The 13,898-nt window shown below is 75.7% G+C and carries 1 protein-coding gene (running past one end of the window); it reads left to right on the top strand.

Going from position 1 to position 13,898, the window contains the following annotated elements; genetic code table 11:
• Nucleotides 1-17 precede the first annotated feature (17 nt).
• Nucleotides 18-13,898 carry the 5' portion of a type I polyketide synthase gene (locus tag AC5WS8_RS34970; protein ID WP_496107547.1) on the top strand. 1,875 nt of this gene lie beyond the right edge of the window, so the window shows 13,881 of its 15,756 coding nt (coding positions 1-13,881); the start codon lies at nucleotides 18-20; the stop codon falls past the right edge of the window.

The following is a 13,898-nucleotide window of genomic DNA, read 5'->3' as shown; positions in this document are numbered from 1 at the left end:
TCAGGGATGTGGCGTTGGTGGCTGAAGACGACAAGATGGACGAAAAGTACGTCGAGTACCTCAAGCGGCTGACCGCGGAGTTGCGGCAGACCCGCCGACAGCTGCGCGAGGCGGAGACACGGGACCGGGAACCGATCGCGATCGTCGCGATGAGCTGCCGCTACCCCGGCGGTGTGGACAGCCCTGAGGAGCTGTGGCGGCTCGTCGCTGAGGGCGGGGACGCCGTCTCCGGCTTCCCCGCCGACCGCGGCTGGGACGTGGACGCGGGCTACGACCCCGATCCCGACAACCCGGGCACCTTCTACGCGCTCGGCGGCGGCTTCCTGCACGAGGCGTCGCGGTTCGACGCCGATTTCTTCGGGATCTCGCCGCGTGAGGCCCTGGCGATGGACCCGCAGCAGCGGCTGCTGCTGGAGATCTCCTGGGAGGCGTTCGAACGGGCCGGGATCGACCCCGGCTCGGTGCGCGGCAGCAGCACCGGCGTCTTCGTCGGCGCCGCGACGTCCGGATACGGCGCCGGAGTCAGCGAGTTCCCCGACGGCGTGCAGGGTCTGCTGCTGGCCGGCAACGCCACCTCGGTCGCCTCCGGCCGCATCGCCTACACCCTCGGCCTGGAGGGTCCCACCGTCACCGTCGACACGGCGTGCTCGTCGTCGCTGGTCGCGCTGCACTGGGCGGCCCAGGCGCTGCGCCGCGGCGAGTGCGACATGGCCCTCGCGGGCGGTGTCGCGGTGATGGCGACCCCCGCGATGTTCTACGAGTTCAGCCGGCAGCGCGGTCTCGCACCCGACGGCCGCTGCAAGGCGTTCTCCGACGACGCCGACGGCACCGGCTGGGCCGAGGGCGCCGGCATGCTCCTGGTGGAGCGGCTGTCCGATGCCCGCCGACTCGGTCACCCCGTGCTGGCCGTCGTGCGCGGCACCGCCATCAACTCCGACGGCGCCTCCAACGGCCTCACCGCGCCCAACGGCCCGGCCCAGCAGAGGGTGATCAGGGCCGCGCTGTCCGCCGCAGGCCTCGCCCCCGCCGACGTCGACGCCGTCGACGCGCACGGCACCGGCACCACCCTCGGCGACCCCATCGAGGCGCAGGCCCTGCTCGCCACCTACGGCCAGGACCGTGAACATCCGCTGTGGCTCGGCTCGTTGAAGTCGAACATCGGGCACACCCAGTCCGCGGCGGGTGTCGGCAGCATCATCAAGATGGTCCAGGCGATGCGGCACGGCGTGCTGCCGCGCACCCTGCACGTGTCCGAGCCGTCCCGGCACGTCGACTGGTCGGCGGGAGCGGTGCGCCTGCTCACCGAACCGGTCGACTGGCCACGCTCGGACCGGCCGCGCCGCGCCGGTGTGTCCTCGTTCGGCATCAGCGGCACCAACGCCCACGCCGTCGTCGAGGAGGCCCCGGCTCCCGCCGACGACACCGTTCCGCAGGCGGTTTCCGACGGACCGGACGACGCGCCGCGCGAGCTGCCCGTCGTGCCCTGGCCGGTGTCCGCGCGCAGCGAGGACGCCCTGCGCGCCCAGGCCGCCCGGCTGCTCGAACGGCTGCGCCGGGACCCCGAACCGCCGCGACCGCTGGACATCGGCCGCGCCCTCGCCACCACCCGCGCCGCCCTGGAACACCGGGCGGTCGTCCTCGCCACCGGCCACGACGACGCCGTACGGGAACTGACCGCGCTCGCCGCGGGAGAGCCCGGCCCCGCGACCGTCCGCGGCCGGACCGCGCGCGGCGCCACCGCGTTCCTCTTCGCCGGGCAGGGCTCGCAGCGCCCCGGCATGGGCCGCGAACTGTACGACACGCACCCCGTGTTCGCCGCCGCGTTCGACGCGGTCGACGCCGAACTCCCCTTCGACCTCAAGGAAGTGGTCTTCGGCGACGACGCGGAGCTGCTGAACCGCACCGAGTACGCCCAGCCGGCCCTCTTCGCCCTGGAAGTGGCCCTGTTCCGCCAGCTGGAGGCATGGGGCCTGACCCCGAAGTTCCTGCTCGGGCACTCCGTCGGCGAGCTGGCCGCCGCCCATGTCGCGGGCGTGTGGTCCCTCGCCGACGCCTGCCGGCTGGTCGCGGCGCGCGGCCGGCTGATGCAGGCCCTGCCCGAGGGCGGTGCGATGGCCGCGCTGCAGGCCACCGAGGAGGAGGTGCTGCCGCTGCTCGGCGAGCGCGTCGGCATCGCCGCCGTCAACGGCCCGCGCGCCGTGGTGGTCTCCGGTGCCGCCGACGCCGTCGAGGAGATCGCCGCGCACTTCCGCTCCCAGGACCGCAAGGCCACCCCGCTGCGGGTCAGCCACGCCTTCCACTCGCCGCTCATGGAGCCGATGCTCGCCGCGTTCCGTGAGGTCGCCGAGAGCGTCACCTATCACCCGCCGCGGCTGACGATCGTCTCCGACACGACCGGCGAGACCGCCCGCCCGGCCGACCTGTGCTCGCCCGACCACTGGGTGCGTCACGTCCGCGAGGCGGTCCGGTTCGCCGACGGCGTACGGCTGCTGGAGAAGCGCCGCGTCACCCGGTTCGTGGAGCTGGGCCCCGACGGCACACTCACCGCGCTCACCCGCGCCTGCCTGGATACCGAGGGCCTGACGGCCGTGCCCACGCTGCGCAAGGAGCGATCCGAGCCGACCGCGCTCATGGCCGCTGTCGCCGACACCTTCGCCCACGGCGCGCCGGTCGACTGGCAGGCCGTCTTCGCGGGAACCGGCGCGCAGACCGTGGACCTGCCGACGTACGCGTTCCGCCGTGCCCGCTACTGGCTGGAGCCCACCGCACACACCGCCACCACCGGGGAGGGCGCCCCCGGCCAGGACACCGGCTTCTGGTCGGCCGTCGAGCAGGAGGACATCGCCGCCCTCGCCGACACCCTGGAGGTCGACGAGGGGCTCCTGCGGCCGCTCGTGCCCGCCCTGTCGACGTGGTGGCGCGGACGCCGCGAACGCGGACACGTCGACCGGCTGCGCTACCGGATCGCCTGGCAACCCCTCGACCCCGCCGCCGGCCCCCCGCTCACCGGCCGCTGGCTGCTCGTCGTGCCCGACGGCGCGGCCGACGACGACCTCACCCGCACCGTCCGCGACGCCCTCACGGCCCGCGGCGCCGAACCGGTGCTCTTCGCGTACCCGGGCGGGGAGGAGCGCGCCACGCTCGCCGCCCGCCTCGCGGAGACCGACAGCCCGGAAGGCGTCCTCGCCCTGCCCGGCACCGCCGACGACCCGGCCACCCTCGCCCTGCGTGCCGTACGGCTCGTGCAGGCGCTCGGCGACGCCCGGGTGGGCGCCCCGCTCTGGCTGGCCACCCTCGGCGCCGTCGCCACCGCCCGCTCCGACGCCGCGCCCGACCCGGCGCAGGCCGCACTCTGGGGCCTGGGCCGGGTCGCCGCCCTGGAACTCGGCGACCGCTTCGGCGGCCTCGTCGACCTGCCGTCGAGCGTCGACCGGCGCGCCGCCGCACGGCTCGTGTCCGTCCTGGCCGGCACGGACGAGGACCAGCTCGCCGTGCGTGCTTCCGGAGTCCTCGCCCGCCGCCTGCGCCACGCCGACGACGCCGACACGCCCCACACCGGCGCCGGCTGGCAGCCGCGCGGCACCGTCCTCGTCACCGGCGGCACCGGAGCGCTCGGCGCCCGGATCGCCCGATGGGCCGCCGAACAGGGCGCCGAACACCTCGTGCTGACCGGACGCCGGGGCCTTGACGCGCCGGGCGCCGCCGACCTGACCGCCCGGCTCGCCGCGCTCGGCGCCCGCGTCACCGTCGAGGCGTGCGACGTCTCCGACCGCGCCGCCGTCGAGCAGTTGCTGGACCGCCACACCGTCGACGCCGTCGTCCACGCGGCCGGCGTCACCGACAGCGTGCCGCTCACCGACGTCGACGACGACCGGTTCCGCGGTGTGCTCGCCGCGAAGGCCCACGGCGCCGCCCACCTCGACGCCGTGCTGCGTGAGCAAGGCGACCGGCCGCTCGACGCGTTCGTGCTGTTCTCCTCCATCGCCGGCGTGTGGGGCAGCGGCGGGCAGAGCGCCTACGCCGCCGCCAACGCCTTCCTCGACGCGCTCGCCGAACAGCGGCGCGCCCGCGGCGCCACCGCTCTCTCCGTGGCCTGGGGCCCGTGGGGCGGGGGCGGCATGGCCGCCGCGGAGGGCGCCGAGGAGTACCTGCGCCGCCGCGGCCTCGCCGCTCTCGACCCCGACACCGCGCTCGCCGCGCTGCGCCGCGTCCTGGAGCAGGACGCCACCGGGCAGGTCGTCGCCGACGTCGACTGGGCCCGGTTCGCCCCCGGCTTCACCGGCACCCGCCCCAGCCCCCTGCTCACCGGCGTCCCCGAGGCCGTCGACGCCCTGCGCGCCGGATCGGCCGCCGAGCACGGTGAGACGGGCAGCGCCCTGCGCGAACGCCTGGCGGGCCGCGCACCCGCAGAGCGCGCCCGCGCCCTGCTGGAACTGGTCCGCACGCACGCCGCCGCCGTCCTCGGCCACGCCGACACCGGGTCGCTGGAGTCCCGGCGGGCCTTCCGCGACTCGGGCTTCGACTCGCTGACCGCCGTGGAACTGCGCAACCGCCTCACCACCGACACGGGCCTCGCGCTGCCCGCCACGCTCGTCTTCGACCACCCCACGCCCGTCGACCTCGCCGCGTTCCTGCACGGCGAACTGTTCGGAGACGGCACCGACCCCGCCCGCGGCGACCTGCCCGCCGCCGTCGGAGCGGACCGGACCGACGACCCGATCGTCATCGTCGGCATGGGCTGCCGCCTCCCCGGCGGAGTCACGGGCCCCGGCGAACTGTGGGAGCTGGTGGCCGGCGCCGGGGACGCGATCACCGGGTTCCCCACCGACCGCGGCTGGGATCTCGACGCCCTCTACCACCCCGAGCCCGGACACCCCGGCACCAGCTACTCCCGGCACGGCGGATTCCTCACCGGGGTCGGCGACTTCGATCCGGGCTTCTTCGGCATCTCCCCGCGCGAGGCCCTGGCGATGGACCCGCAGCAGCGGCTGCTGCTGGAGATCTCCTGGGAGGCGCTGGAGCGCGCCGCCATCGCCCCCGGCGCCCTGCGCGGCTCCCGCACCGGCGTGTTCATGGGCTCCAACGGCCAGGACTATCCCGCGCTGCTGCTGAGCACCCCCGACGCCGGCGACGGCTTCCTCGGCACCGGCAACGCCGCCGCGGTGGTCTCCGGCCGCATCGCCTACGTCCTCGGCCTCGAAGGCCCCACCCTCACCGTCGACACCGCCTGCTCGTCCTCCCTCGTCGCACTGCACCTGGCCGCGCAGTCCCTGCGCTCCGGCGAGTGCGACCTCGCCCTCGCGGGCGGCGTCACCGTGATGTCCACCCCCGGCGCCTTCATCGAGTTCAGCCGCCAGGGCGGTCTCGCCGCCGACGGGCGCTGCAAGGCGTTCTCCGACGACGCCGACGGCACCGGCTGGGCCGAGGGTGTCGGCGTCCTCGTCGTCGAGCGGCTGTCCGACGCCCGCCGCAACGGGCACGACGTGCTCGCGGTGATCGCCGGCTCCGCGGTCAACCAGGACGGCGCCTCCAACGGTCTCACCGCGCCCAACGGGCCCGCCCAGCAGCGCGTCATCCGTGCCGCGCTGGCCGACGCCGGGCTCGCCCCGGCCGACGTGGACGCCGTCGAGGCGCACGGCACCGGTACGGCCCTCGGCGACCCGATCGAGGCGCAGGCCCTCCTGGCCACCTACGGCCAGGACCGCGAACAGCCCCTGTACCTCGGCTCGTTGAAGTCGAACATCGGGCACACCCAGGCCGCCGCGGGCGTCGCCGGCATCATCAAGACGGTCGAGGCGATGCGCCACGGCGTCCTGCCGCCCACCCTGCACGCCGAACAGCCGTCCTCCCATGTCGACTGGTCCGCCGGCGCCGTGGAACTGCTCACCGAGAGCCGGCCGTGGACCGCCGGCGACCGGCCGCGCCGCGCCGGCGTCTCCGCCTTCGGTGTCTCCGGCACCAACGCCCACGTCATCGTGGAGGAGCCGCCCACGGTCGAACAGCCGCAGCAGCCCGGGCGGCCACAGGGCACCGAGCCGACGACGCAACCCACCGCGGCCGGTACCGGCCCACTGCCCTGGGTGATCTCCGGTGCCTCCGCCGACGCCCTGCGTGACCAGGCCGCACGCCTGCTCGCGCACACCGCGGCACGACCCGACCTCACCGCCGCCGACATCGGGCGGTCCCTCGCCACCACCCGCACCGCGCACGAACACCGCGCCGTCGTCCTCGGCACCGACCGCGACGCACTCCGGGCGGCCCTCGCCTCCCTGACCGCCGGCGAGCCCACCACGGACACCGTCACCGGCCGCGCGCACCCCGAGGGCCGCACGGCCTTCCTCTTCGCGGGCCAGGGATCGCAACGCTGCGGTATGGGGCGGGAGCTGTATGACGCGTATCCGGTCTTCGCGGACGCCTTCGACGCGGCCTGCGCCCACCTGGACACCGAACTGCCGCGCCCGCTGCGCGAGGTCGTGTTCGGCGAGGATCAGGAGGCCCTGAACCGGACGGAGTACGCCCAGCCGGCGTTGTTCGCCCTGGAGGTGGGCCTGTTCCGGCTGTTGGAGTCGTGGGGTGTGCGGCCGGATGTGCTGGCGGGTCACTCGGTCGGTGAGATCGCGGCGGCGCATGTGGCCGGGGTGTGGTCGCTGGCGGACGCCTGCCGCCTGGTCGCGGCGCGTGGCCGGCTGATGCAGGCCCTCCCGGCGGGTGGCGCGATGCTCGCCGTACAGGCGTCGGAGGAGGAGGTGCTGCCGCTGCTCGACGACGAGCGGGTCGGTATCGCCGCCGTCAACGGCCCCAGCGCGGTGGTCGTCGCAGGCGCCGCCGGGGCCGTGGAGGAGATCGCGGGGTACTTCCGGGCCCGGGACCGCAAGGTCACCGCGCTGCGGGTCAGCCACGCCTTCCACTCGCCGCTGATGGAGCCGATGCTCGCCGACTTCCGGGCGGTCGCCCAGGAACTGTCGTACGAGCGGCCTCAGCTGGAGATCGTCTCCACGCTGACCGGCGAGAGCGCCGACCCCGAGGACCTGATGTCTCCGGACCACTGGGTGCGGCACGTCCGGCACGCCGTCCGGTTCGCCGACGCCGTGCACACCCTGCACACCGACGGCGTCACCCGGTTCTTCGAACTCGGCCCCGACGGCACCCTCACCGCCCTCGTCCACGCCTCGCTCACCGACGGCGAACCGGTGGCGGTCCCCGCCCTGCGCACCGACCGCCCCGAGTCCCACGCGCTGCTCACCGCGACCGCCACGCTCCACACCCACGGCGCCGACGTCGGCTGGGCCGCACTGCTGCCCGCGGCACGCACCGTCGAACTGCCCACCTACGCCTTCCAGCACAGCCGCTACTGGCCGCGCCCGGGCGGCGCCCACCCGGGCGACCTGCGCTCCGCCGGCCTGTCCGCCGCCGGACACCCGCTGCTCGGCGCCGCCGTCACCCTCGCGGACAGCGGCACGGCCGTCCTCACCGGGCGGCTCTCCACCCGGCTCCAGCCCTGGCTGGCCGAACACGTCGTCTCCGGGTCGGTCCTGCTGCCCGGCACCGCCTTCCTGGAACTCGCCCTCCACGCCGCCGACCGCGTCGGCTGCGCCACGGTCGAGGAACTCACCCTGCACATCCCGCTGGTGCTGCCCGAGCACGGCGCGGCCCGGCTCCAGGTCACCGTCGGTGCCCCCGACGCCACCGGGCGACGCGACATCGGCGTCTACTCACGCCCCGCCGACAGCACCGACGACGTCGACGACGAGCCGTGGACGCAGCACGCGACCGGCACCCTGCGGCCCGAGCCCACCGACCCCGCCGACGGCACCCGCCCGCCCGCCGACGCCACCGGCATCCCCACCGACGGCCTGTACGACCAACTGGCCGCCACGGGGCTGGCGTACGGCCCGCTGTTCCGCGGACTCACCGCGGTACGGCGACACGGCGACGACGTGTTCGCCGAGGCGGCCCTGCCCGCCGAGGCGACCGGCGAGGCACGCCGCTACGGCATCCACCCCGCCCTGCTGGACTCGCTCCTGCACGCCCTCGGCACCGCGCCCGCGACCGCCGACGGCGCGGGCGAGGCGTCCGGGCCGGGCCTGCCGTTCTCCTGGGAGGGCGTCACCCTGCACGCCACCGGGGCCGCCGGCCTGCACGCCCGGCTGCGCCCCACCGGCTCGGGAGCGGTCGCGCTCGACCTCACCGACCCGACCGGCGCACCCGTCGCCACCGTCACCTCCCTCACCCTGCGCCCCCTCACGGCGGCCCCCGGCGCCCCGGCCGCCGGCGGCCACGCGGACCTGCTGCACCGAGTCGAGTGGACCCCGCTGCGCGCCGAGCAGGCTGCGGCGGGCGACGGGTCCGGCTTCCCCGCGACGCCGGCGGACGTGCCCACCTCCCTCCCCGAGCACACCGTCGCGGCCGGTGCGGACGCCCTGGTCCGCGTCGTGCGCCCCGAGGGGGACCCGGCGTCGGCGGCCCACGCCGCCACGGCGGCCACCCTGGAGCTGATCCGCACCTGGCTGGCGGAAGAGCGCTTCGAGGGCGCCCGGCTCGTGGTGGTGACCGAGGGCGCCGTGGCGCTCGAGACCACCGGGCCCGACCCCGCGCTCGGCGCGGTGTGGGGCCTGGTGCGGGCCGCCCGCGCCGAGAACCCCGGACGGTTCGCACTGGCCGACGTGGACGCCGCCCCCGAGTCCTGGACCACGCTCGCGGCGGCCCTCGCCTCCGACGAGGCGGAGATCGCCCTGCGCTCGGGAGCCGCCTTCGCCCCGCGCCTGGCCCGCGCCACCGCCGACCGGGAACTCCCCGTCCCGGCCGGTGCGCCGGCCTGGCGGCTGGACATCGTCGAGAAGGGCACGCTGGAGGGGCTGGCGCTCACGCCCGTCGACTCGGAGTCGGAGTTGGCGGAGGGCCAGGTTCGGATCGCGGTGCGTGCGGCGGGCCTCAACTTCCGCGACGTCCTCAACGCGCTCGGCATGTACCCGGGGGACGCGAAGGACTTCGGTCTCGAGGGCGCCGGTGTGGTGACGGAGGTCGGTCCGGGCGTGTCCGGGCTGGCGGTCGGTGACCGCGTGATGGGCATGTTCCCCGGTTCCTTCGGCCCGGTGGCGGTCGCGGACGTGCGGACGGTGGTCCGGATTCCGGCGGGGTGGTCGTTCGCGCAGGCGGCGTCCGTGCCGATCGTGTTCCTGACGGCGTACTACGCGCTGACCGACCTCGGCTCGCTGCGGGCCGGGGAGCGGGTCCTGGTGCACGCGGCGGCCGGCGGTGTCGGCATGGCCGCCACCCAGCTGGCCCGCCATCTGGGCGCGGAGGTGTTCGGTACGGCGAGTGCCGGCAAGTGGGGCACGCTGCGGGAGCTGGGTCTGGACGGGGAGCACATCGCGTCCTCCCGCGACACCGGCTTCGAGGCGGCGTTCCTCGCCGCGACCGGTGGTGCCGGTGTGGACGTCGTACTGGATTCGCTGGCCGGTGAGTTCGTGGACGCCTCGTTGCGGTTGCTGCCGCGTGGTGGGCGGTTCCTGGAGATGGGCAAGACCGATGTCCGCGACGCGGCAACGGTCGGGAACGACCATCCGGGCGTTGTCTACCGGGCGTTCGACCTGTGGGAGGCCGGTCCGGAGCGGATCGGGCGGATGCTGGCCGATCTGGTGGAGTTGTTCGAGGCCGGTGCGCTCAAGCCGTTGCCGGTCACGTGTTGGGATGTGCGGCGTGCGCCGGACGCCTTCCGCCATCTGTCGCAGGCGCGGCATGTCGGCAAGGTGGTCCTCACGGTCCCGGCGCCGCTGAACCCGGATGGCACGGTGCTGGTGACCGGTGGCACGGGCGGTCTGGGCGCGCTGGTGGCCCGGCATCTGGTGACCGAGCACGGTGTACGGCATCTGCTGCTGGCGAGCCGGCGTGGTATCGAGGCGCCCGGTGCAGCAGAACTCGTCGGTGAGCTCGGCGAGTCGGGAGCGCGGGTCGAGGTGGTTGCCGTGGACGTGGCCGACCGGGATCAGCTCTCTGCCGTGCTCGGTGCGGTTCCGGCGGAGCACCCGCTGACGGCGGTCGTCCACACGGCGGGCATCGTCGACGACGGCGTGGTCTCCGCGCTCACCCCCGGCCGGCTGGCGCACGTGCTGCGGCCGAAGGTCGACGCGGTGGCCCACCTGCACGAGCTGACCCGCGATGCGGACCTGGCGGCGTTCGTGATGTTCTCCTCCGTCGCCGGTACCTTCGGCGGTGCCGGGCAGGCCAACTACGCGGCGGCGAACGCCTTCCTGGACGCCTTCGCATCCGGCCGCCGCACCGCCGGACTGCCCGCCGTGTCCCTGGCCTGGGGCCCCTGGGCACCCGGCACCGGCATGACGGCCGAGCTGTCCGAGGCCGACCTGCGGCGCATGGCCCGCGGCGGCATGCGGCCCCTCAGCGCCGAACAGGGCCTCGCCGCCCTCGACGCGGCCTGGCGGCGCACCGAGGCGGCGCTGGTGCCGATCGCGCTGGACCGGCGCGTGCTGCGGGACCGGCAGGCCGTCGCCGCGCTGCCCGCCATACTGCGGGGCCTCGCCGTCGCCCCGGCCCGGCGCACGGCGTCCGCCGCGGGCGACGGCGACGCGGCCCGGAGCTTCCGGGCGCGGCTCGCCGGCCTGGCGGACGCGGAACGCGCGACGGCCGTGCTGGACCTCGTCCGCACCCAGACCGCACTGGTGCTGGGGCACGCGGGCGCGGACACGGTGGAGCCCGGCCGGGACTTCCGCGGCCTCGGCATCGACTCACTGACGGCCGTCGAACTGCGCAACCGGCTGGGCGCCGCGACCGGGCTCCGCCTGCCGGCCACCCTGGTGTTCGACTACCCGTCGCCGCAGGCCCTGGCCCGCCACATCGGCGGCGAACTCCTCGGCGACACCGCACCCGCCGGCGGGGCCACCCAGGGCGCCGTGTCCCGGACCGTTCACGACGCGGCCGACGACGACGCACGCATCGCCGTCGTCGGCATCGGCTGCCGCTTCCCCGGCGGGGTGCGCAGCCCCGAGGAGTTCTGGCAACTCCTCGCCGACGGGGTCGACGCGATCGGCGGGCCCCCCGCGGACCGCGGCTGGCAGGCCGACGGCATCGAGGGCGGATTCCTGTACGACGCCGCCGAGTTCGACCCGGACTTCTTCGGGATCTCCCCGCGTGAGGCGCTGGCGATGGACCCGCAGCAGCGGCTGCTGCTGGAGATCTCCTGGGAGGCGCTGGAGCGGGCCGCGATCGATCCGCGGTCGCTGCACGGATCGCGCACCGGTGTGTTCGTCGGCACCAACTACCAGGGCTACGGGTCGGCCGCGCACGCCGTCCCGGAGGACGCGCAGGGCCAGTTGCTCACCGGGCACGCCGCGAGCGTGGCCTCCGGCCGGGTCGCCTACGTGCTCGGCCTGGAGGGGCCCGCGGTGACCGTGGACACCGCCTGCTCGTCCTCCCTGGTCGCGCTGCACTGGGCCGCGCAGTCCCTGCGGTCCGGCGAGTGCGACCTGGCCCTGGCCGGCGGTGTGACGGTGATGGCGACGCCGGGCGCGTTCGCCGACTTCGACCGGCAGGGCGGCCTCGCCGGCGACCACCGCTGCAAGGCGTTCTCCGACGACGCCGACGGCACCGGCTGGGGCGAAGGTGCCGGCATCCTGTTGCTGGAGCGGCTGTCCGACGCCCGCCGCAACGGGCACCCGGTGCTCGCCGTGGTCCGGGGCAGCGCCGTCAACTCCGACGGCGCCAGCAACGGCCTGACCGCCCCCAACGGCCCGTCGCAGCAGCGGGTCATCCGGGCCGCCCTGGCGTCGGCGGGCCTGGCCCCGGCCGATGTGGACGCGGTGGAGGCCCATGGCACGGGTACGACGCTCGGCGACCCGATCGAGGCGCAGGCGCTGCTGGCCACCTACGGCCAGGACCGCGAACGCCCGCTGTGGCTGGGCTCGGTGAAGTCCAACATCGGCCACACCCAGGCCGCCGCCGGTGTCGCCGGCGTCATCAAGACGGTCCTGGCCATGCGGCACGGTATGCTCCCGCGCACCCTGCACCTGTCCCGCCCGACCACCCACGTCGACTGGACGGCGGGCCGCGTCGAACTGCTCGCCGAGGCACAGCCCTGGCCACGTGCCGACCACCCGCGCCGGGCCGCCGTGTCGTCGTTCGGCATCAGCGGCACCAACGCCCACGTCGTCCTCGAAGAGGGCGCCTGCGAGAGTGCCGGCGTCCCGCAGGACGACACCGGCACGCCCCGCTCCGGCGAGCCGCAGGGCGTGCAGCAGCTCGCCTGGCCGCTCAGCGGCCGGACCCCGGCCGCCCTGCGCGGCCAGGCCGAACGGCTGCACGCCCACGTCGCCGCCCGCCCCGGCCTGGACCCGGCGGACATCGCCCACTCGCTGGCAGGCGGCCGCGCGGTGTTCGAGCACCGGGCCGTCGTGGTCGGCGCCGACCGGGAGGAACTGCTGGCCGGGCTCGCCGCCCTGGCCCGCGGCGAGGACCCCGCGGGCGTCGTCCGCGGCCGTACGGGTGCGTCGGGCCGTACCGCGTTCCTGTTCAGCGGGCAGGGCTCGCAGCGCCCCGGCATGGGCCGCGAACTCCTCGACCGCTTCCCGGTGTACTCCGACGCCTTCCACCGGATCTGCGAGGCGTTCGGACCGCACCTGACGGTTCCGCTGGCCGACGTCGTCCTCGCCGAGGAGGGCACCGGGCTCGCCCGGCTGCTCGACCGCACCGCCTACACCCAGCCCGCGCTGTTCGCCGTGCACGTGGCCCTGTACGAGCTGGTCCGCTCCTGGGGCGTCACCCCGGACGCGCTGATGGGCCACTCCATCGGCGAACTGTCCGCCGCGCACGTCTCCGGTGTGCTGACCCTGCCGGACGCCTGCGCGCTCGTCGCCGCCCGCGGACGGCTCATGGACGCGCTGCCCGAGGGCGGCGCGATGGCCGCCGTCGAGGCCACCGAGGACGAGGTGCTGGAACTGCTCGGCGAGAGCGCCGCCATCGCCGCAGTCAACGGGCCCCGCGCGGTCGTCGTGTCCGGCGACGAGGACGCCGTGTCGGACATCGCCGGTCATTTCGACGCACTGGGCCGAAAGACTAGGCGTTTGCGGGTCAGCCATGCGTTTCACTCAGCGCATATGGACGCGATGCTTGCGGAGTTCGAGGAGGTCGCGCGGGGCGTGCGCTATGCCGCGCCCGCGATCCCGATCGTCTCCAACGTGACGGGCGAACGGGCCACCGAGGCCGCACTCGCCTCGCCGGACCACTGGGTGCGGCACGTGCGGGGCACCGTGCGGTTCGCCGACGGGGTGCGCACCCTGCGGCAGGACGGCGTCGGCGCCTTCGTCGAGCTCGGCCCCGACGGCTCGCTGACCGCGCTCACCCTCGACACGCTCCAGGCCACCGGCGAGGACGACGCGGAGAGCCGGGCCCTCGCCGTGCCCCTGCTGCGCCGCGGCCGGCCCGAACCGGTCGCCGCGCTGCTGGCCGCCGGCGCCCTGTACGTACGCGGCCTCGCCGCCGCGCCGACCGGCCCGGCCCGTACGGTCGAGCTGCCCACGTACGCCTTCCAGCGAAGCCACTTCTGGCCGGACACCGCCACCCCGGCGACCGCCCCGGCGGGCGGCGGGGCGGACCGGCTGGACGAGGAGTTCTGGGCCGCCGTCGAACGCGGCGACCTCAGCGGCCTCGGCGAACTCACCGACCGGCCCGGCCTCGGCGCCGGCACACCGATCGGCGAACTGCTGCCCGCGCTGACGTCCTGGCGGCGCCGCCGCCGCGAACGCTCCGCCCTCGACTCCGGCACCTACACGGTGGCCTGGCGGCCCGTACCGGACGGCGCCCCGCCGGTCCTGCCGGGCACGTGGCTGCTCGCGGTGCCCGCATCCCGCGCCGACGACCCGTGGACCGACACGCTCGCCGAGGCCCTG

The organism is Streptomyces sp. PTL18, assembly GCF_059510295.1.
The sequence above is the reverse complement of the archived record's forward strand: the minus strand, read 5'-3'. Positions and strand labels throughout refer to the sequence as shown.